The sequence below is a fragment of the Nocardia inohanensis NBRC 100128 genome (assembly GCF_001612945.1).
Classification (GTDB): Bacteria; Actinomycetota; Actinomycetes; order Mycobacteriales; family Mycobacteriaceae; genus Nocardia; species Nocardia inohanensis.
Window position 1 is genome coordinate 242,571 of the sequence record NZ_BDBK01000007.1, and the last position, 18,589, is coordinate 261,159.

An 18,589-nucleotide genomic window follows, 5' to 3' on the forward strand; every position below is an offset into this window, starting at 1 on the left:
GGCAGTGCCCCGCTCATTCGGCCAGCTCCTCGCGTGGCCGCTCCCGCCGCCGTCCCCGCAGCCCGGTGATGGCCAGCGCCGCACCGAGATCCGCGACCTCCCGCAGCGTCATGCTACGACCGGTACGTTCCACGCCCGGCGGCACCAGCGCCTCGGTGAAGCCCAGCCGTTCGGCCTCGGCCAGCCGCCGCGACAGGCCGGTCACCTGCCGCACCTCGCCCGCCAGCCCGACCTCACCCAGCACCACCATCCCGCTGGGCAGCGCGCGATCCATCCCGGCGCTCGCGATGGCAAGCGCGACAGCCAGATCCGCCGCCGGTTCCACCAGCCGCATACCGCCGACGGTGGCCGCGTACACGTCCTGCTTGCCCACGTAGACCCCGCCGCGGCTCTGGAGTACGGCCAGCACCATCGAAACCCGGTTGTAGTCCAGGCCGCTCACCGCACGGCGCGGGGCGGGCGCCTGGGTGTCCACGGTCAGCCCCTGCACCTCGCCGAGCATGGGGCGTTTGCCGTCCATGGCGACGGTGACCGCGGTGCCCGGCACGGCCGCGCCCCGATGGTGCAGGAACAGGCCCGACGGATCGTCCACGCAGTGGATGCCGGCCTCGCGCATCTCGAAACAGCCGACCTCGTCGGTGCTTCCGAAACGGTTCTTGATGCCGCGCACCATGCGCAGCGAGGAGTGCTTGTCGCCCTCGAACTGCAACACCACGTCCACCAGATGCTCCAGCGTGCGCGGGCCGGCCACCGCGCCGTCCTTGGTGACGTGCCCGACCAGCAGCACCGCGATCCCGCTCGCCTTGGCCAGCGAGGTGAGCGCCGCCGTCACCGAGCGCACCTGGGTGACACCGCCGATCACTCCGTCCGCGTCGGCGGCCAGCATGGTCTGCACCGAGTCCACCACCAGCAGTGTGGGTTTCACCTGCTCCACGTGGCCCAGAATGGTCCCCAGATCGGATTCCGCGGCCAGGTACACCTTTTCGTGCACCGCGCCCGTCCGGTCGGCCCGCAGCCGCACCTGCCCCGCCGATTCCTCCGCGGTCACGTACAGCGCGATCTCGTCGCGCACCCGCGCCCACCGATGCGCCACCTCGAGCAGCAGCGTCGACTTGCCCACCCCCGGCTCGCCCGAGAGCAGCACCACCGACCCGGGAATGATCCCCCCGCCCAGCACCCGGTCCAGCTCCGAAACCCCGGTCGAGCGCGCGAACGTCTTGTTCGCGTCGATCCCGGTGATCGGCACCGCGGCCGTGCTCGGCAACATGGCGCGCCGCCCCACGGCCACCGCCGCCGACGACGAAGCCACCTCCTCGATGGTCCCCCAGCCCCCGCAATCCGGGCACCGCCCCACCCATTTGGCAACCTCGTGCTGGCAGCCCGAACAGCGATACAGCGATTTCACCTTGGCCACGCGCGCAGCCTAGTCAGCTCCCCCGACAGGTCCCGGCACCCCGGCCGCGAATCCCGCCGCGCCACCCCCGCTCCGGTCGGCCCCTACGCGAATCCCCCTGCGCCACAGCCCGGCTACCGACGACATCACCCGCCATGCCGCAGGTCGGCGCGCCGCGAACGCGCCGGGTCCGTGCTCCCTGTGCGAGAGACCGGTAAATACGCACGGCCGGTCCGCCGGATACGCGAAGCGCCACCGGATACGCGAAGCGCCACCGGATACGCGAAGCGCCACCGGATACGACCGCGCCCCGCTTCGTTTCGAAGCGGGGCGCGGTCGAAGCTGATCAGCGGGTGGCTCAGTGGCCGCCCTTCTTCTCGCCTTCGGCGGAGGCGGGCTCGGGGCGCGGGTGGTCCGGGCCGGCGTCGACCGGGACGTTGACGACGACGGTGCCGGCGTCCTTGAAGTTGAAGGTGACCGGGTAGGTCAGGCCGGGGGTGACGTCCTTGGTCAGGCCGGTGACCTCGATCAGAACGGGCTTGGCCTCCGGGTCGGCGGTCTTCTCCGCGGCCGGGGCGGCCGGCGCGGTGGTGGTGGCGCCGTGCGAATCGTGGCCGGCCTCGGCGCCGTGCTCGTCCTTCTTGGCGGCGGTGGCCTCGGACTTGTCGGCGACGACGGTGGCCTGCGGCTTGATCTCGACCTTGCTGCCGATCTTGGCCGGGCCCAGGTCGGTCGTGATGCTGACCAGTTCGTCGGTCTTGTACTCGCTCATGTTGATGGCACTGAAGGCGAGCACCGCCTTGCCACCCTTGGCGTTGTTGTACTCCTCGGTCTTCGGCAGCAGGAAGCGCACGTCGCGCAGCGACACATTGCCGACGTTCGCGGCGTTGCCGTTGACCGCCGCGACCTGGCTCGCGGTCTGCGAGATCTGACCGGCACCGCAACCCGACAGCGCGAGCACCGCACCCGCGGCGAGTGCGGCAACGGTCACGGCACGCCGCCGCTTCTTCGACGCAGTGGTGGCTTTCAGGGCAGTCACGGGGTCCTCCATGTCGACCGGGCTCACTCCACTATGGAGAGTAGTAGTCAAAGAGAGTAATCCGTGTCTCGCCGCGCCACGCAGCCGGGCGGTGTTGTGGGAGGGCGCACGGGGCGCGCCCGGGCGACATGATCGCGCGCACGCTTCCGGATCATCGAATCCGACTTTGCTTCGTTGCGTTCGCACTCGATGCAATGTCGTTTATGGGAGGTGCGCACTCGCGTATGCATGAACTGAACGCGCATATGCGTCCGTTTGTAACTCCTTGTGGCACTTAAGGATGCATACGAATCGCGTTCTGTCAACCCCCGGCGCCGCCTCGTTGTGGCCCTGACCTGCGCCGTTGATCGCGCCGTTACCGAGTCGCATGTTAAACTGTGAACATCGAAAGGGGCACGGGACACATGATTTTTAAGGTCGGAGACACCGTCGTTTACCCCCACCACGGAGCGGCGCTGATCGAAGCTATCGAAACCCGCACCATCAAGGGTGTACAAAAGGAGTATCTGGTCCTGAAGGTCGCGCAAGGCGACCTGACCGTTCGGGTTCCCGCTGAGAACGCGGAATATGTCGGCGTCCGCGACGTCGTCGGCCAGGAAGGCTTGGATCGAGTCTTCCAGGTGCTGCGAGCTCCGCACACCGAAGAGCCCACCAACTGGTCTCGCCGCTACAAGGCCAACCTCGAGAAGCTCGCCTCCGGCGATGTGAACAAGGTGGCCGAGGTCGTTCGTGACCTGTGGCGCCGGGAACAAGACCGCGGACTGTCCGCCGGTGAGAAGCGCATGCTGGCCAAGGCTCGGCAGATCCTCGTCGGTGAGCTCGCGCTCGCCGAAGGTACCGACGATGTGCGGGCCGAGACACTGCTGGACGAGGTTCTCGCCGCGGCGTCCTGACCGTGAACAGATCAGACGACGACGGCCGCGTCGTCGCGCTGGTTCCTGCCGCCGGCATGGGTGTTCGCCTCGGTGAAAACAAACCGAAGGCGTTCGTCCACGTCGGCGGCAGTCCCATGCTCACCCTGGCCGTACAGGGCTTGATCGACTCCGGGTCCGTCGACGAGGTTGTGGTTATGGTGCCCGCCGAACTCGTCACCGAGACCCGGGCCCTGCTGCCCGGCGGCGAGACCCCCGTGCACGTGGTGCCGGGTGGCGCCGAGCGCACCGACTCGGTGCGGGCCGGCCTCGCCGCCGCGCCCGACGCCTCCTATGTTCTCGTTCACGACGCCGCCCGGGCCCTGACTCCCCCGGCGCTGATCGCGCGCGTGGTCGCGGAATTGCGCGCGGGTGCGCAGGCCGTGGTGCCGGGGCTGCCTGTTTCGGACACCATCAAATCCGTGGATGCCGCGGGTGCGGTGACCGGCACGCCCGATCGCGCCGCGCTGCGCGCCGTGCAGACTCCACAGGGCTTCGAGGCCGCGCTGCTGCGCGCCGCCTATGCCACCGACACCCGGGCGACCGATGACGCGGGCCTGGTCGAACTGCTGGGCGCTATCGTGCGCACCGTGCCCGGAGACCCCCTCGCTTTCAAGATCACGACGCCGCTCGATCTGGTCTTGGCCAATACGCTTGCCGCCCAGCGTGATACCGCCGACACCGTCAGTGCCCTGAACACGACACGCCAGGCGGTGACTGCACCGTGATCGATCCCGCCTCGATGCGCGTGGGCATCGGCAGCGATGTGCATCCCATCCAGCCCGGCCGCCCCTGCTGGATGGCCGGTCTGCTCTTCGACGGCGACAGCGGCTGCGAAGGCCACTCCGACGGCGATGTCGCCGCCCACGCGCTCTGCGACGCCCTGCTCTCCGCCGCCGGTCTCGGCGATGTCGGCGCGGTGTTCGGCACCGGAAAGCCGGAGTGGGAAGGCGTCTCCGGCGCGGCCATGCTGAAGGAAGTCCGGCGGCTGCTGGACGAGGCCGGCTTCGCGATTGTCAATGCGGCTGTACAAGTAATCGGCAATCGCCCCAAGATCGGCCCGCGCCGCGCCGAAGCGCAACAGGTGCTGGGCGAGATCCTGGGCGCACCCGTGTCGGTCTCCGGCACCACCACCGACGGCCTGGGACTCACCGGCCGCGGGGAGGGCATCGCCTCGGTGGCGACCGCCCTGCTCTGTTGTCGGTCCTGATACGCCCTCGGTTCCGAAACCGATTCGAGTAAAGACCTGGTCGCGGCCGACCTCGAAGCCGTATCCGCCCGTAATCCGCCATATCTCAACAGCTAGGATGCTCTGTCGTGACTCTGCGCCTTTTCGACACCGAGACAAGGACCATGCGTGACTTCACGCCCCTGGTCCCCGGTCATGCCTCGGTGTACCTGTGCGGCGCGACCGTCCAGGGGGAACCGCATATCGGCCATGTGCGCAGCGGCGTCGCATTCGACGTGCTGCGACGTTGGCTGGCCGCCAACGGATTCGATGTCGCCTTCATTCGCAATGTCACCGATATCGACGACAAGATTCTGAACAAGGCCGCCGAACACGGCCGCCCGTGGTGGGAATGGGCCGCCACCCACGAACGCGCCTTCGATCGCGCGTACCAGGCCCTGGGTGTGCTGCCGCCGTCCGCCGAACCGCGCGCCACCGGGCACATCACCCAGATGGTGGGGATGATGGAGCGGCTGATCGAGCGCGGCCACGCCTATCCCTCCGACGGGAATGTCTATTTCGATGTGCTGAGTTTCCCGGATTACGGGAAATTGTCCGGGCACAAACTCGACGATGTGCACCAGGGTGAGAGCGCCGGGACCGGTAAGAAGGATCCGCGCGATTTCACCCTGTGGAAGGCCGCCAAGCCCGGTGAGCCGAGCTGGCCGTCGCCGTGGGGTCCCGGGCGGCCGGGCTGGCATCTGGAGTGCTCGGCCATGGCCGAGTTCTATCTCGGGCCGGAGTTCGACATCCATTGCGGCGGTATGGATTTGATCTTCCCGCATCATGAGAACGAGATCGCGCAGTCGCAGGCGGCCGGGGACGGGTTCGCCCGGTACTGGCTGCACAACGGCTGGGTGACCATGAGCGGCGAGAAGATGTCCAAATCGCTGGGCAATGTGCTCTCCATTCCCAATGTGCTGCAACGGGTCCGGGCCGTGGAGCTGCGCTACTACCTGGGCAGCGCGCACTACCGGTCCATGCTGGAGTACTCGGACAAGGCGCTCGCCGAAGCCGCGACCGCGTATCAGCGGATCGAGGCGTTCATCGAGCGGGTGCGCGACCGGGCCGGTGAGATTCCGGTCGGGACCTGGACCGACGCGTTCGCCGAAGCCTTGGACGAGGACCTCGGGGTGCCGAAGGCGCTCGCCGAGATCCACCACGTGGTGCACGAGGGCAACAAGGCCATCGAAGCCGGGGATCTCGAGGCCGCGCGCGGTCTCGCGGGTCAGGTGCGCGCCATGCTCGGCATCCTCGGCGTCGACCCGCTCGACGCGCACTGGTTCGCCCCCGCCGACAACTCCTCGGCGATCGCCGCCCTGGATGTGCTCATCGGCGCCGAACTCGAGCGCCGCCAGCAGGCTCGCGCCGACAAGGACTGGGCCACGGCCGACCAGGTACGCGACCGGCTCAAGGCGGCCGGCGTGGAGGTCACCGACACTGCGCAAGGCGCGGAGTGGACGTTGACGAAAGACAACAAGTGAACTTCCGCTTCGGCGGAGTGACAGAGGGCGCAGCCGTTCGCTGCGCCGACCGGATGCAGGTTTCCCGCAGGATCGACCGAGCGCGGGTACTCCCGTGACCGGCGAGTGCGGGTTTCCCGCGTGATACGGAAGGCGAAGTGATGGCAGGGAATTCGGCACGGCGTGGCGCGGTGCGTAAGTCGGGCACCAAGAAGGGTCAGGTCGTCGGGTCCGGCGGCAAGCGCCGCCGCGGACTCGAGGGCAAGGGCGCGACGCCGGCGGCGGTCGATCGGCCGTACCACGCGGCCGCCAAGAAGGCCAAGGCCAAGGCGAAGGCCGAGAACGCCGCCGCGACCTCCCGTTCCCGCAATGCGAGCCGGCCGCTGGCGGGGCGCAAGGACAGTGACGGGCCGGAGCTGGTGCTCGGGCGCAATCCCGTCGTCGAATGCCTGCGCGCCGGGGTGCCCGCGACCGCGCTGTACGTCGCGGTGGGCACCGAGAACGACGACCGGCTCAGCGAAGCGGTGAAGATCGCGGCCGAGACCGGGATCTCGATCCTGGAGGTGCCGCGCACCGACCTGGACAAGATGAGCCACAACGGCCTGCACCAGGGGCTCGGGCTCCAGGTGCCGCCGTACCGGTACGCGCATCCGGACGATCTGGTGGATCGGGTCAAGCAGAGCGCGGAGCCGGCGCTGCTGGTCGCCATGGACAACATCACCGACCCGCGCAATCTGGGCGCGGTGATTCGTTCGGTGGCGGCGTTCGGCGGTCAGGGCGTGGTGATTCCGCAGCGGCGCAGTGCCAGCGTGACCGCGGTGGCGTGGCGGACCAGTGCGGGCGCGGCGGCGCGGCTGCCGGTGGCGCGGGCCACCAATCTGACTCGTACGCTGAAGGATTGGGCGAGCCAGGGGTACCAGATCGTGGGCCTGGACGCGGGCGGCGACACCACCCTCGACGAATTCGACGGCAGCGCACCGACGGTCATCGTGGTCGGATCCGAGGGCAAGGGGTTGTCGCGGCTGGTGCGCGAGAACTGCGACTCGATCCTGAGCATTCCGATGGCGGGGCCGGTGGAGTCGCTGAACGCGTCGGTGGCGGCGGGCGTGGTGCTCGCGGAAGTGGCTCGGCAGCGGCGCAACTGAGCGTCCGGCAGGTAGTCAGGCGTCCAGAAACGGTGTCGCGCAAGCGAACACCGCGCGTCCGGCTGCCCAGATCGGCTTCGCGACCGTAAAATCGGGCGGTGGTCATCCCCGAACAGCCCATCGGCGTCCCCGTCGAGCATGAGCATGCGACGACGGTATTGCTGCTCGGCGTGCTCAGCTTGTTCTGTTGCGGGATCCTCGGGCCGATGGCCTGGGTGCTCGGTCGGCGCGCCCTGAACGACATCGAGGCCTCCGGCGGGGCCTACGGCGGCCGGGTGCAGGTGATGGTGGGCTACATCCTCGGCATCATCGGCACCCTGTGGATGATCGCCCTCGCCATCCTGTTCATCCTGATGATCATCGGCGGGAACGCGTAGCTCTCAGGGCTGGTTTCAGTCCAATCCGGGGTATTTGCCGTCGGTGACGGCGTCCCAGGCGGGCCATTCGGTGCTGATGGTGCCGGTCCATTTGGGTTGGCGGCGGTCCTTGAGGGCGGCTACGCCTTCGCCGCCGTCGGTGGATTTGGCCACGTAGTCGTTGAGCTCGGTCTCCAGGCGGCCGACGGTTTCCGGGGTCATGGTGGGGGCTTCCCAGAGCAGGCGCTTCGACAGCGCCACCGGGAGCGGGGCCGAGCCGTGGGCGATGTCGTGGGCCACTTCGAGGGCGGTGGGGAGGACTTCGCTCGCGGGCAGGCAGGCGTTGGCGATGCCCAGGGCGCGGGCTTCGTCGCCGTCGAAGGTGCGGCCGGTGAGCAGCAGGTCGGCGGCGTTGGCGCTGCCGACCAGGCGGGGCAGGGTCCAGTGCGCGTAGCCGTCGGCGAGGGCGCCGCGGCGGACCTGGTTGAGGGCGTAGACGGCATCGCGGGCGACGTAGCGGAGATCGCATTGCAGGGCGATGGTCAGGCCGATGCCGACCGCGTGCCCGTTCACCGCGGCGATGACGGGTTTGCGGATGCGGAAGGGCGGCGGGTCGATCAACCCGTTGACCTCGCCGACCTTCAGCGACAGGTCCGCGCCCGCACAGAAGGCGGGCGGCGTCCCGGTGATCACCACCGCGCCGATGGCGTCGTCGTTGTCGCAGCGGCGCAGCGCCGCACCGACTTCCGAGGCCATCGCGGGTGTGAGCGCGTTCTGCTGGGCGGGCCGGTTGAGCGTGAGCACCGCGACTCCACCGGATACGTCGACATGCAGTTCCGAACCCATGGCCAGGAAGCCTACCCGCCTCTCCGCGTCTCCAGGCCAGACTGAGCAGCCCCGACAGTCCCGTCGGCGACTGGCAGATCCGGCCGTGGCCGGGTTCCGGACGTCCCCGGCGAGTCACCCGAACTCGCGAGATCAGTCGTCACCCGGCGATTCTCCGGTTGGTCAGTCGCGCAACAACTTGCGGCCGATGGCGTACTTGTGGACTTCGGTGGGGCCGTCGTAGAGGCGGAAGGCGCGCATATCGCGGAAGATCATTTCGACGACCGTCTCGTCGGAGATGCCGATGCCGCCGAGGACCTGGACGCAGCGGTCGGTGACCTTGAACAGTTCCTCGGAGACGTAGGACTTGGCGATCGAGGATTCGTGGCGGGCTTTCTCGCCCTGGTCCATCAGCCAGCAGGCGTGCCAGATGGTCAGGCGGCACTGGTGCAGTGCGATCTCGTTGTCCGCCAGCATGAACGACACGCCCTGATGCTCGCCGATGGTCTTGCCGAAGGCGGTGCGGGTCTTGGCGTAGTCGACGGCGATGGCCTGGGTCCGCTCGGCCGCGCCCAGCCAGCGCATGCAGTGCGTCAAACGTGCGGGGGCCAGCCGCAATTGGGCGTAACGCAGCGCCTGCCCGGTCTCGCCGAGCACGGATTCGCGTGGCAGCACCAGGTTCTCGAAGTTCACCACCGCGTGGCCGCCGACGTAATTGCGGTCCATGGTGTTCATGATCCGCTCGATGACGATGCCGTCCCGGTCGCCGTCGCAGAGGAACAGCGTCGGGCCTTCGGGCAGGTGCGGGTTGGCGGCCAAGCGCGCCATGATGATCCACGTCTTGGCGCCGTCGGCGCCGGTGATCAGCCATTTGCGGCCGTTGACGGTGAAGTTCTCGCCGTCGAACACGGCCTCGGTGGCCAGCTGGTTGGGGTCCGAGCCCGCGCCGCCCGGTTCGGTCATGGCGAATACCGAGCGCTGGTGGCCGTCGATGACCGGCTGGAGGTACTGCTTGGTCTGCTCCGGGTTGGCGATCTTGGAGAGCAGGAACATATTGCCTTCGTCGGGCGCGGCGCAGTTCATGGCGACCGGGCCGAGGGTGGACCAGCCGGCGGCCTCGTACAGCACGGCCTGCTCGACGTGGGTGAGCCCGCGGCCGCCCAGTTCCTTCGGGGCCTGGATGGTCAGCAGGTCCTCGGCGCGCGCCAGCTCGACCATTTCCTGACGCAGTTCGTCATTGGGCCCGTGCGCGGTCAGGCGCGGGTCGCGCTCGAAGGGAACGATCTTGTCGATGACGAATTGCCGGACCCGATCGCGTTCGGCGGCGAGTTCGGCGGGAATCGTGAAATCGATCATCGGTGGTCACCATTCACTCTGGGATGCGTCGAGCCGAGCATACGACGCGACCCCCCGAAGACTGAAGGCACCCGCCCTCAATCGAGCACGCGGCGTAGGAAGGCCGCGACTTCGCCCCGGTAGGCGGCCGGTTGGTCATCGTGCACCAGGTGCCCGGCGTCGGCGATGACGATGTGCCGGGCGTCCGGGTGCACCGCCGCCATCTCCCGCATCTGCCCCGGCGGGGTGATGGTGTGCTCGCCCTCGATGAGCAGCGCGGGCACGGTGATCGATCGCCACTGCGCCCAGAAGTCGCGTGACCCCCACTCCTCGGAGATATCCCGGAAGGTCGGTATGTCACCGTGCAGCCGGAAGCCGTCCGGGCCTTCGATGAAGGAGGCGAGGAAGTACCGCCCGGCCACCGGGCCGAAGAACTCCAGCACCGCCTCGCGCGACGGAAACGGTTGCGGCCAAGCCGAAATCACGGCGGCCCAATCGGCGGCGGTGCGGCCCCGGAAATCCGGCGCGATGTCCTCGACCACCAGCGCCCGCACCCGCTCCGGATACGCGGCGGTGAACATCCAGCCGTGCAGTCCGCCCATCGAATGTCCGATGACGACCATGGGCTCGGAGATCTCCGCCGTGGCCGCCGCCAAATCCGCCACGAACGCCTCGGTGGTCAGCTCGTCCGGCGCGGGCCGCCCGTGCCCCGCGGCATCGAAGGTGTACACGTGCCCGAACTCGCGGATCCAAGCCACGTGCGAATCCCAGGTCCGCGCACTGCCCATCAGCCCGTGCAACAGCAGGATCGGAACACCGCCGCCGCCTTCGTCATACAACACGCAATCAATCTATGGGCATCCGGGCGATGCGGGCGCGCGAGGTAGCCTCGCTCCCATGGCAGTAGTCAAGATCAACGCAATCGAGGTTCCCGAGGGCGCGGGCCCCGAACTGGAGAAGCGCTTCGCCGCCCGCGCGCACGCCGTCGAGAACTCCCCCGGTTTCCTCGGCTTCCAGCTGCTCCGCCCGGTCTCCGGTGACAACCGCTATTTCGTTGTCACACAGTGGGATTCCAACGAGTCCTTCGAAGCCTGGCGCGACGGCCCGGCCCGCGAAGCGCATGCTGGCGAGGCCCGCAAGCCGGTCTCCACCGGCGCCTCGCTGCTGGAGTTCGAGGTCGTCCTCGACGTGCAGGGCAAGAACGCCTGATCGGACCCCGTATTGACGCCAGGCCAGCGTGGATGTCACTCTTCGGAGTGAAGTAAGCGACGGTGACGGGTAACCCGGTGTGATTCCGGGGCGGTCGCGCCACTGTTATCCACGCACAAGTCCCGAGTCCGGGGTGGGTGCCGGAAGAGCCAGACACCCGGCATCGTCGCAACCCAACTCGAGGGGGACGCGAAATCCCCAAGGAGGACTCGCATGGCCATCGTCCACAGTCCCAGCCGGAGTTCCGACGCGCTCAACGCGCTGCTCATCTCCGCGGCTGTCGTTCTTCTCGCACTGCTCACCGTGTACCTGGTCGGTTTCGATCAGGGCGTCATCTCCCGTACCGGGATGTACATGCACGAGCTGATGCACGACGGACGGCACCTGCTGGGCGTCCCGTGTCACTGAGCGAAACCCAGCCCCTTTCGGGTTCGCTCAAGACGCTTTTGCTGCGCGGCCTGCTGGCCGGCCTGATCGCGGGCCTGCTGGCGGGCACCGTGGGTTTCCTCATCGGGGAATCCAAGGTGGATGCGGCGATCGCCATCGAAGAAGCGCAATCCCAGACGCATTCGCATGATGCCGCCGAGGCTTCCGGCGGGCATTCGCACGGCGACGCGGAAGAACCCCTCGTGAGCCGTACCGGTCAGAAGTTCGGTCAGTTCCTGGCGCTGGGCCTGTTCGGCATCGCCATGGGCGCGCTGCTGGCCACCGCCGCCAATGTGGCGCGGCGATACACCGAGTGGTCCGGGCCGAAACTGGCGCTCGGGCTGGCGGCGGCCGGCTGGCTCGCCATTGTCGCGGTGCCGTTCTTCAAGTACCCGGCCAATCCGCCCGCGGTGGGCGATCCGGACACCATCGATCAGCGCACCTGGCTGTGGCTGGCGGTCGTACTGCTCGGCTTCGCGGCCGTGGGCGCGGGCGTGTACGTGTTCAAACTGCTTCGTACACAGCTGAATACGGTGCGCATCATCGGCGGCACGGTGGCGTTCCTGGCGGTCACCGCCATCGGATACGTGGCGCTGCCCGGCATCAACGAAGTGAAGGACGATTTCCCGGCCACCCTGCTGTGGCAGTTCCGGGCGGCCTCGCTGGCCGAGACCGCCACGCTCTGGGCGGCACTCGGGCTGGCGTTCGCGGCCCTGACCGAATTCGCGAGTCGCGATCGGGTACCGGCGGGGATCTGACCCGGATACCGAAGGGCGGCGGTGATCATTCGATCGCCGCCGCCCTTCTCGTGCTCGGACTCAGGACTCGAAAGTCGCGTCCAGTTCGATGGTCTCGACGCCGGTGAGCGCCTTGGAGACCGGGCAGCCCGCCTTGGCGGCCTCGGCGGCGGCCTGGAAACCGGCGGCGTCGATACCCGAGGCGCGGCCGGCCACGGTCAGCTTGATATTGGAGATGCGGAAGCCCCCGGCCGGGTCCGGGCCCAGCGTGACGTCGGCGGTCACGTCCAGGCTCTCCGGAGTGCCACCCGCACGGCCGATCTCGGCCGAGAGGGCCATCGAGTAGCAGGAGGAGTGCGCGGCGGCGATCAGCTCTTCCGGGCTGGTGGTGCCGTCGGCATTGTCGGCCGAACGCTTCGGGAACGAGACGTCGTACTTGCCGACGCCGGAGCTGACCAGCTCGACCTGACCCGAGCCGTCCTGCAATCCACCGGTCCACGCGGTGCGTGCGGAACGTGTAGGCATCACTGTCCTTTCCAGAATTGAAGTCTTACGCGTCGAACCTACTCCGCCCGACCGCGCGCGGGCCGTCGCTGCGCGACTATCGGCAGCCGCCGCCCAGTTGCGCGGCCACCGCCGCGGGGACGTCATACGCGCTGGTGCAGTCGATCGCGGAGCCCTGGGCGACCAAATGCCAGAAGCCCTGCGCATTGGGGTGCAGCAGATAGCCGGTGGGCTGCGGGTATTTCTCGCTGTGCGCCGAGTGCAGCAGCGCCCAGCTGCCGGCACACTTCCAGCGGTCGATCTCGATACCCGGCAGGCCCAGCACCTGCTGCAAATCGGCCAGGCCGACGCGGGAGCACCAGTCGAACCCCGGCATCGAGGGATCCGCCACGGCTCCTCCGGCGGAGGTGGTGGGCGGCGCGGTCGTGCCATCCGGATTGCCCTGTCCGCCCGGACTACTCGATGTCATCGAGGTGGGGGCGGCGGAGGCCTGGACCGCACTGGAGGTGGCGGGTGGGGCGCTCTGCTCACTCGTGCAAGCACTCAGCCCGAGTACGGCCGCAGCCAGCATCAGGGTCGAAACGGCAACTCTCACTTGGCGTTACCCCACATCCTCGAAAGCGACTCGGTCACCTCCGGAGATCGCGCAGCCGCCCCCGGATCATTACATCGGGAAACGATCCGGCGGGCCATCACTTTTGGGGGCAGCAGAATTCCGGGGCAGCGGCGAACCGGCTCACACCGCGGCCGATGCGCGCTCGTCCCATTGCGCGAGCACCAGCGGCCAGGACTTCTCGTGGCGATCGCGAGAGGCGGCATTGGGGAAGCCGGCGTGGGTGAGGAGCAGGACGGTGCCCGCGCCGTGGTCGGTGAATTCAACGGTGAGAACGGTTTCCACGCCCTCGGTGCCGCCCGGCCCGGTCACCCAGGTCAATTCGACCAATCGGTCCGGAATGAGGCGCAGGAAGCGGCCGTAGTGCGGGTGCCCGCCGCCGGCGGTGAAGAAGAACGGTTCGTTGACGGCGGCGCGCATGAGCACCGATCCGGGATCGGCGAACCACAGGGAGAGTTGCTGGGTGCACATGCGATACAGCTCGGCGGGCGAGGCCGCCATGATGCGCTCGGTGGCCAGGAAGAACGGCCGCGCGGAGAGGTCGGGAGGCCGGATCGGCGCAACGTTCATGGGGCGGCACGATACCGCCCCGAGCGGGCGTCATTCGGGATTGGTCACCCTTGCCAGCACGATGCCGCCGATGATCATGGTCAGGGCGAGCACGCGGCCGGCGCTGAGCGGGTCCTTCTGGATGAGCACACCGAGGCCGATCGCGCCCACCGCGCCGATACCGGTGAAGACCGCGTAGGCGGTGCCGACCGGGAGCGATTGCATGGCGTAGGAGAGCAGGTAGACCGCGACCGCGGCGAGCACGAAGCAGATCAGCGTGGGCAGCGGCTTGGTGAAATTCTGGGTCGGTTTGATGGACTGCGACCAGGCGATCTCCACCACGCCGGCCAAACCCAGTATCAGCCAGTTCATTTCAGTACTCCTTGCCGAGCCGGCGCGCCGCCTCCAGGGCCGCCGCATAGGACTCGTCGTGCTTGTCGCGCAGGTGGGCCAGGGCGGGGTCCTGGCGGGAATTGACCAGTTCCGCGTTCACGAAAACGGTGTCGGTGACGGCGAAGTGGCCCGCGAAGAAGTCGCGCAGGTAGCGCTCCTGGTAGTCGTAGACGGCCTTGGGCGCACCGGGCGAATAGGCACCGCCGCGGGCCGTGGTGACCACGAATCGGCTGGGGGCCAGCGACATTCGCGGGAAGGTGATCTGATCCAGCCAAGCCTTCAGGCTGGCCGGGATCGAGTAGTTGTACATCGGGGTGCCGATGAGCACCACATCGGCGGCGCGCACCTCGCTCAGCAGCGGTTCGACGATCGCCCACGCCCGCTGTTGCGCAGGCGAATTCACCAGATCCGCCAGATGATCGAGGTCGGTGCTGCCGTGCGCGAGGACCCGGTCGCAGAGCTCCGCCCAGCCTTCGCCGATGAACGGAACGGGTTCGGCGGCCAGGTCGCGGTAGGTGTAACCACCGTCCGGGTGCTCGGCCTTCCAGGCGTCGGCGAATACGCCGCTGAGTTCACGGCTAATCGAGGTGCGGCGGGCGCTGGAATCGAGGTGCAGCAGGTTCGGCATGGCGTTCTCCAATCAAGTGGACATTGTGTCCGTTTGCTGATTCGAACAGTAGAGCACAACCGGACAGCTTGTCCACTTATTCCGCTGCGGCTACAGTGAGCTGCATGGAACCCGTCGGACTACCGCTGCTGAACGATCAGCAGACGCCTGCCGCACCGGTCGAACGCGCCGACGCGGCCCGCAACCGGGCCAAGATTCTGCAAGCGGCGGCGGGGCTGTTCGGGTCGCGTGATCCACGCACGGTGACCATGGACGACATCGCCAAGGCGGCCGGGGTGGGGCGCGGGACGCTGTACCGGCGGTATCCGGATGTCGGGTCGATCGCCATGGCCCTGCTCGACGAGCACGAAAGGGCTTTGCAGGAAAAGCTTTTGCGCGGGGAGCCACCGCTGGGGCCCGGTGCTCCGCCCGCCGAACGCCTGGCCGCGTTCTACGCCGCCATGGTCGAACTGCTCGATACGCATGCCAACCTGGTGCTGGGCGCGGAGGCGGGCAGTGCGCGGTTCAAGACCGGGGCCTACCAATTCTGGGCGGTGCATGTACGGTCCCTGCTGACCGAAGCCGGTGTGCCGCAGCCCGATTCGCTGGTGGATATCCTGCTGGCCCCGCTCGCCGCCGAGGTCTACCAGCAGCAACGCGAGCGCGGCCTGACCTCCGAAGAGATCACGACCGCGCTCGGCGGATTGGCAATCGGGGTATTCGGTCAGGCCATATCGCGGCGGCGGATCAGGAACACGGTTCCCGCCACGAACAGCGCCACGTAGACGGCGAGCGTGATCAGGGATTCGTTGCGGCTCAACGCATCCAGGACGCCCGGGGTGGCGGGTCCGCCCGTGGTGCGCAGGGAACCGGCCAGCGAACCCGCGGCGGTACCGGGCAGATGATCGGTGATCGCCGCGATCGGTGAGAAGATCCCCGCTACCCCTCGAAGCAGGTTCTCCACCACCAATACCCAGACCAGCCCCAGGCCGACGGCGAGCGCCGGTCCACGGGCGATCACACCGATCACCGCCCCCGCGAGGGTCCACATGCCCAGAATCGCGGTGCCGGAAGCGATTCCGAGCACGATCCGGCCGATCGACGGCAGCGCGAGCGACCGCCCCTCGGTACCGCCGATGAGCGCCGCCACCCCGGTATCGACGACGAAGGCGACCAGCACCAGCGCGATCACCGTCGCGGCCAGGCTCACCAGCACGCCGCCGGCCGCCGCGGCCCGCGAAGGTCCCTGGCTGAGCACGGTTTTCCAGGTTCCCCAGCCGTAGCCGCTACCGGTGGCCAGCGCACCCAGCACCAGCATGAGCGCGCCACCGAACATGGCCATGCCCTGGGTGAAGACCTCGGGCACCGCGGCCGGAAGCATCAACTGCAACAGCACTTCTCGCGGCTGGCCATTGGACATCCGGCTGCTGTCGCCGGTCGTGTAGGCCAGATAGTTGAACAGGTAGGCGAACGTGAGATTCAACAGGATCCACGTCCCGAGCACGATCCAGAACGCGGGCCATTTGCGCAGGCGCAGCAGTTCGGCCCGGGTCGCGGCCATCAGGTCAGTCATTTCACCGACTCCGTCATCTCGAAGAAGACTTCTTCCAGGGATTTCTCATCGCTGCGCAGCTCCAGCAGGTCCGCGCCCGCCTCGATCACCGCACGCGCTACCGCGGGCGCCTTTGCCACCCCGGCGTCGACTCTGATGCCGGTGGCGGTCAGCAGTGCGGATCGATCGCCGACCACCCGGCGCACCGCCGGGTACGCCAGCTCTAGCGGTTCGGCGCGGACGAAAAGCGATGCCGCGCCACGTAGTTCACGCACCGTGGACTCGGTGAGCAGTCGTCCGCCGGAGATGACGCCGACCCGATCACAGATCTCCTGCACTTCGCTGAGCAGGTGACTGGAGAGCACGACGGTGTGCCCGTCGGCGGCCAATCCGGTGATGAGCTCCCGCATCTCGGCCATGCCGGCCGGATCGAGACCATTGGTGGGTTCGTCGAGAATCAGCAGGTCGGGGTGGCCGAGCAGGGTCGCCGCCACGCCCAGGCGCTGCTTCATGCCGAGCGAATAGGTGCGGAATTCGTCATCGCCGCGATCGGTCAGCTTGACTCGATCGAGCACCTGCTCCACCTCGTCGCGGCCGACAACACGGTACTTCGCCAGTACGCGCAGATTGTCGCGGCCGGACAGGTAGGGGTAGAAACCCGGGCCCTCGATCAGAACGCCCATGCGGCGCAAGGTATCCGGGACACCCGGGCGCTGCCCGAGCACCGTCGCGGTGCCGCCGGAGGGCCGGATGAGGCCCACCAGCATGCGCAGGGTGGTGGTCTTGCCCGCCCCGTTCAGGCCGAGGAAACCGTAGATCTCACCGCGGTGGACGGTCATGCTCACGGCGTCCACGGCGGTGTGGGGGCCGTAGCGTTTCGTCAACCTGTCGGTGCTGACAATCGCTTCGTTCATGACTTCAAGAATCCGCTCCGACCTGCGACGGAACATCCGGCGCGGGGCGCGATCCGGCGTACGTATCCAGACGTATTTCGGGCCGAGCGGGTGCCGCGGGCGCGCGTACGGCATTACCGTGCAGCTATGGAGTCGAGTGGGGGACGAATCGGACGGTGGGATATCGCGCTCGCCGTGGTCGTCGCCGCCGTGCAATTGGGGGCGGGCACGCTGGCGAGCAGGCATCAGACCGGGATCCGGGCGCTGGACGCGTTCGGATACGCGCTGCTGGCGGCGGGACCGCTGCTATTGCTAATGCGCAATCGGTATCCGCTGCCGGTCTTCTACGCGGTGCTCACGGTTACCTGCGCGTTCCTGCTCATCGGGTACGGGTACGGGCCGATCTTCGTCTCACTGGTGATCGCCTTCCTGACCGCGGCGGTGCGCGGATCACGGTGGTACACCTACAGTTCGGTGCCCGTCGGATATCTGCTGATGGTCTGGCCGGTGCCGGGATGGCGCGGCTACGACACCGATGTGTGGCAGGAATTCGGGCTGCTGGCGTGGCTGGTCGTGCTGGTCGCCATCGCCGAGGGACTGCGGCAGCGGCGGGCGGCGGTGCGGGCGCGCCGGGAGCGCGAAGCGGAGGCGCGGCGCAACGAACAGGCCGAGCGGGAACGCGAGCACGCCGAGCAGGCGCGGGAACTCGCCGAGCGGGAGCAGCGGGCCAGCGAGGAACGGCTCGCCATCGCCCGGGAACTGCACGACGTGCTGGCGCACAGCCTCTCGCTCATCAATGTGCAGTCGTCGGTGGCGCTGGAACTCATCGACCGCAAGCCCGAGCAGGCGGCCACCGCGCTGGCGGCCATCAAGACCGCGAGCAAGGACGCGCTCGGTGAGGTGCACGCGCTGCTGCGGTCCATCCGGGCCGGGGCGGGGACCAGCAACGCCGGCACCGTCAGCGCGCCGACCGCGCCCACCGTCGGCATCACCGATCTCGACAATCTCACCGCACCCGCCCGCGCCGCCGGGCTGGTGGTGCATACCGCCGTGACCGGTGCGCGGCAGCGGCTGCCGGCCGTGGTGGATGTGGCGGCGGCGCGCATCGTGCAGGAGTCGCTCACCAATGTGGTGCGGCATGCTCCGGGCGCGAGTGTGCTTGTCACGCTGAACTATTCGGCCGATCGCCTGCAATTGACCATCGACAACACCCGGCCGACCCGCATTCCCGCGCCGACTTCCGTCGGCGGGCACGGCATTACCGGCATGACCGAACGGGTGCGCGCGCTGGGCGGGCAGATCTCCGCCGAACCCAAGGCGGACGGCGGCTTCCGGGTCACCGCCCGCTTGCCCACCCACCTGGCCCGGCCGGAACCGGCCGCATAGCTATGGAACTCGACAGGGAGGATGG

The 18,589-nt window shown here is 68.3% G+C and carries 23 protein-coding genes and 1 riboswitch; of the genes, 11 read left to right on the top strand and 12 right to left on the bottom strand.

The window, feature by feature from the left end; all coding sequences use genetic code 11:
* Positions 1-13: 13 nt before the first annotated feature.
* Positions 14-1,414 carry a DNA repair protein RadA gene (gene radA, locus NI1_RS15235; RefSeq protein WP_084523232.1) on the bottom strand — a complete coding sequence of 467 codons (1,401 nt, stop codon included), beginning with the start codon at positions 1,412-1,414 and terminating at the stop codon, positions 14-16.
* A 337-nt stretch (positions 1,415-1,751) separates the two neighbouring features.
* Entirely contained in the window at positions 1,752-2,432 is a 681-nt protein-coding gene (locus tag NI1_RS15240) for a copper chaperone PCu(A)C domain-containing protein (protein WP_084523259.1), read from the bottom strand.
* Positions 2,433-2,836: 404 nt separating this feature from the next.
* On the opposite strand from NI1_RS15240, the gene carD reads away from it, so the two are divergent.
* The 6 genes from carD to NI1_RS15270 all read left to right on the top strand — a co-directional run bounded on the left by carD (position 2,837) and on the right by NI1_RS15270 (position 7,556).
* Positions 2,837-3,325 (top strand): RNA polymerase-binding transcription factor CarD, encoded by a 489-nt coding sequence (gene carD, locus NI1_RS15245; RefSeq protein ID WP_067820292.1) that lies wholly within the window; start codon positions 2,837-2,839, stop codon positions 3,323-3,325.
* A gap of 2 nt (positions 3,326-3,327) precedes the next feature.
* On the top strand, positions 3,328-4,071 hold the full coding sequence (gene ispD, locus NI1_RS15250; protein ID WP_084523233.1) for a 2-C-methyl-D-erythritol 4-phosphate cytidylyltransferase: 744 nt from the start codon (positions 3,328-3,330) through the stop codon (positions 4,069-4,071).
* A gap of 14 nt (positions 4,072-4,085) precedes the next feature.
* Positions 4,086-4,553: a 2-C-methyl-D-erythritol 2,4-cyclodiphosphate synthase gene (gene ispF, locus NI1_RS15255; RefSeq protein WP_067820295.1), complete on the top strand. Its 468-nt coding sequence runs from the start codon at positions 4,086-4,088 to the stop codon at positions 4,551-4,553.
* 107 nt (positions 4,554-4,660) lie between these two features.
* Positions 4,661-6,055 carry a cysteine--tRNA ligase gene (cysS, locus tag NI1_RS15260; RefSeq protein WP_067820298.1) on the top strand — a complete coding sequence of 465 codons (1,395 nt, stop codon included), beginning with the start codon at positions 4,661-4,663 and terminating at the stop codon, positions 6,053-6,055.
* Positions 6,056-6,195: 140 nt separating this feature from the next.
* Positions 6,196-7,179, top strand: a complete 984-nt coding sequence (gene rlmB, locus NI1_RS15265; RefSeq protein ID WP_067820301.1) for a 23S rRNA (guanosine(2251)-2'-O)-methyltransferase RlmB — start codon at positions 6,196-6,198, stop codon at positions 7,177-7,179.
* 98 nt (positions 7,180-7,277) lie between these two features.
* Positions 7,278-7,556 (top strand): DUF4190 domain-containing protein, encoded by a 279-nt coding sequence (locus tag NI1_RS15270; RefSeq protein WP_067820304.1) that lies wholly within the window; start codon positions 7,278-7,280, stop codon positions 7,554-7,556.
* 15 nt (positions 7,557-7,571) lie between these two features.
* On the opposite strand, the gene NI1_RS15275 is transcribed toward NI1_RS15270, so the two are convergent.
* The 3 genes from NI1_RS15275 to NI1_RS15285 all read right to left on the bottom strand — a co-directional run bounded on the left by NI1_RS15275 (position 7,572) and on the right by NI1_RS15285 (position 10,537).
* The gene (locus NI1_RS15275; protein WP_067820307.1) at positions 7,572-8,381 is read right to left on the bottom strand and encodes an enoyl-CoA hydratase/isomerase family protein; all 810 of its coding nucleotides are present in this window, start codon (positions 8,379-8,381) and stop codon (positions 7,572-7,574) included.
* Positions 8,382-8,543: 162 nt separating this feature from the next.
* Positions 8,544-9,716, bottom strand: coding sequence for an acyl-CoA dehydrogenase family protein (locus tag NI1_RS15280; protein WP_067820311.1), 1,173 nt, complete (start codon positions 9,714-9,716; stop codon positions 8,544-8,546).
* Between the two features lie 77 nt (positions 9,717-9,793).
* On the bottom strand, positions 9,794-10,537 hold the full coding sequence (locus tag NI1_RS15285) for an alpha/beta fold hydrolase (RefSeq protein WP_067820314.1): 744 nt from the start codon (positions 10,535-10,537) through the stop codon (positions 9,794-9,796).
* A 55-nt stretch (positions 10,538-10,592) separates the two neighbouring features.
* On the opposite strand from NI1_RS15285, the gene NI1_RS15290 reads away from it, so the two are divergent.
* The 3 genes from NI1_RS15290 (at position 10,593) to NI1_RS15300 (ending at position 12,088) form a co-directional block, all read left to right on the top strand.
* Entirely contained in the window at positions 10,593-10,904 is a 312-nt protein-coding gene (locus NI1_RS15290) for an antibiotic biosynthesis monooxygenase family protein (RefSeq protein WP_067820317.1), read from the top strand.
* Positions 10,905-10,922: 18 nt separating this feature from the next.
* Positions 10,923-11,081, top strand: a riboswitch (cobalamin riboswitch).
* A gap of 36 nt (positions 11,082-11,117) precedes the next feature.
* Positions 11,118-11,312: a CbtB domain-containing protein gene (locus NI1_RS15295; RefSeq protein ID WP_067820320.1), complete on the top strand. Its 195-nt coding sequence runs from the start codon at positions 11,118-11,120 to the stop codon at positions 11,310-11,312.
* Complete coding sequence (locus NI1_RS15300) at positions 11,303-12,088, top strand: CbtA family protein (protein WP_067820323.1); 786 nt, start codon at positions 11,303-11,305, stop codon at positions 12,086-12,088. Before NI1_RS15295 ends, NI1_RS15300 begins: the two co-directional genes overlap by 10 nt.
* 60 nt (positions 12,089-12,148) lie before the next feature.
* Here NI1_RS15300 and NI1_RS15305 read toward each other — a convergent pair whose 3' ends face one another.
* The 5 genes from NI1_RS15305 to NI1_RS15325 all read right to left on the bottom strand — a co-directional run bounded on the left by NI1_RS15305 (position 12,149) and on the right by NI1_RS15325 (position 14,754).
* Positions 12,149-12,592, bottom strand: a complete 444-nt coding sequence (locus NI1_RS15305) for an OsmC family peroxiredoxin (protein ID WP_067820326.1) — start codon at positions 12,590-12,592, stop codon at positions 12,149-12,151.
* 76 nt (positions 12,593-12,668) lie between these two features.
* Positions 12,669-13,166 (bottom strand): hypothetical protein, encoded by a 498-nt coding sequence (locus tag NI1_RS15310; protein WP_157535126.1) that lies wholly within the window; start codon positions 13,164-13,166, stop codon positions 12,669-12,671.
* Between the two features lie 141 nt (positions 13,167-13,307).
* Positions 13,308-13,754, bottom strand: a complete 447-nt coding sequence (locus NI1_RS15315; protein WP_067820332.1) for an SRPBCC family protein — start codon at positions 13,752-13,754, stop codon at positions 13,308-13,310.
* A gap of 30 nt (positions 13,755-13,784) precedes the next feature.
* On the bottom strand, positions 13,785-14,105 hold the full coding sequence (locus tag NI1_RS15320) for a DMT family transporter (protein ID WP_067820334.1): 321 nt from the start codon (positions 14,103-14,105) through the stop codon (positions 13,785-13,787).
* Between the two features lies 1 nt (position 14,106).
* A complete protein-coding gene (locus NI1_RS15325) occupies positions 14,107-14,754 on the bottom strand; it encodes an FMN-dependent NADH-azoreductase (protein ID WP_067820594.1) in 648 nt (215 codons plus the stop codon).
* Positions 14,755-14,858: 104 nt separating this feature from the next.
* On the opposite strand from NI1_RS15325, the gene NI1_RS15330 reads away from it, so the two are divergent.
* Positions 14,859-15,518 (top strand): TetR/AcrR family transcriptional regulator, encoded by a 660-nt coding sequence (locus NI1_RS15330; RefSeq protein ID WP_067820336.1) that lies wholly within the window; start codon positions 14,859-14,861, stop codon positions 15,516-15,518.
* Here the strand turns inward: NI1_RS15330 and NI1_RS15335 are convergent.
* Positions 15,458-16,306, bottom strand: coding sequence for an ABC transporter permease (locus NI1_RS15335; RefSeq protein WP_067820340.1), 849 nt, complete (start codon positions 16,304-16,306; stop codon positions 15,458-15,460). The genes NI1_RS15330 and NI1_RS15335 overlap by 61 nt on opposite strands.
* Positions 16,303-17,199, bottom strand: coding sequence for an ABC transporter ATP-binding protein (locus tag NI1_RS15340; RefSeq protein WP_067820343.1), 897 nt, complete (start codon positions 17,197-17,199; stop codon positions 16,303-16,305). The genes NI1_RS15335 and NI1_RS15340 overlap by 4 nt, the downstream gene beginning before the upstream one ends.
* A 126-nt stretch (positions 17,200-17,325) precedes the next feature.
* On the opposite strand from NI1_RS15340, the gene NI1_RS15345 reads away from it, so the two are divergent.
* Positions 17,326-18,564: a sensor histidine kinase gene (locus NI1_RS15345; RefSeq protein ID WP_067820346.1), complete on the top strand. Its 1,239-nt coding sequence runs from the start codon at positions 17,326-17,328 to the stop codon at positions 18,562-18,564.
* The last annotated feature ends 25 nt before the right edge of the window (positions 18,565-18,589 follow it).

What these genes read in the sequence shown, in the direction of transcription:
- NI1_RS15275 (WP_067820307.1), bottom strand. Translation starts at nt 8,381, where the DNA reads ATGGGTTCGGAACTGCATGTCGACGTATCCGGTGGAGTCGCGGTGCTC.
- ispF (WP_067820295.1), top strand. Translation starts at nt 4,086, where the DNA reads ATGCGCGTGGGCATCGGCAGCGATGTGCATCCCATCCAGCCCGGCCGC.
- rlmB (WP_067820301.1), top strand. Translation starts at nt 6,196, where the DNA reads ATGGCAGGGAATTCGGCACGGCGTGGCGCGGTGCGTAAGTCGGGCACC.
- NI1_RS15290 (WP_067820317.1), top strand. Translation starts at nt 10,593, where the DNA reads ATGGCAGTAGTCAAGATCAACGCAATCGAGGTTCCCGAGGGCGCGGGC.
- NI1_RS15295 (WP_067820320.1), top strand. Translation starts at nt 11,118, where the DNA reads ATGGCCATCGTCCACAGTCCCAGCCGGAGTTCCGACGCGCTCAACGCG.
- carD (WP_067820292.1), top strand. Translation starts at nt 2,837, where the DNA reads ATGATTTTTAAGGTCGGAGACACCGTCGTTTACCCCCACCACGGAGCG.
- NI1_RS15345 (WP_067820346.1), top strand. Translation starts at nt 17,326, where the DNA reads ATGGAGTCGAGTGGGGGACGAATCGGACGGTGGGATATCGCGCTCGCC.
- NI1_RS15320 (WP_067820334.1), bottom strand. Translation starts at nt 14,105, where the DNA reads ATGAACTGGCTGATACTGGGTTTGGCCGGCGTGGTGGAGATCGCCTGG.
- NI1_RS15305 (WP_067820326.1), bottom strand. Translation starts at nt 12,592, where the DNA reads ATGCCTACACGTTCCGCACGCACCGCGTGGACCGGTGGATTGCAGGAC.
- NI1_RS15315 (WP_067820332.1), bottom strand. Translation starts at nt 13,754, where the DNA reads ATGAACGTTGCGCCGATCCGGCCTCCCGACCTCTCCGCGCGGCCGTTC.
- NI1_RS15325 (WP_067820594.1), bottom strand. Translation starts at nt 14,754, where the DNA reads ATGCCGAACCTGCTGCACCTCGATTCCAGCGCCCGCCGCACCTCGATT.
- NI1_RS15340 (WP_067820343.1), bottom strand. Translation starts at nt 17,199, where the DNA reads ATGAACGAAGCGATTGTCAGCACCGACAGGTTGACGAAACGCTACGGC.
- NI1_RS15280 (WP_067820311.1), bottom strand. Translation starts at nt 9,716, where the DNA reads ATGATCGATTTCACGATTCCCGCCGAACTCGCCGCCGAACGCGATCGG.
- NI1_RS15335 (WP_067820340.1), bottom strand. Translation starts at nt 16,306, where the DNA reads ATGACTGACCTGATGGCCGCGACCCGGGCCGAACTGCTGCGCCTGCGC.
- NI1_RS15330 (WP_067820336.1), top strand. Translation starts at nt 14,859, where the DNA reads ATGGAACCCGTCGGACTACCGCTGCTGAACGATCAGCAGACGCCTGCC.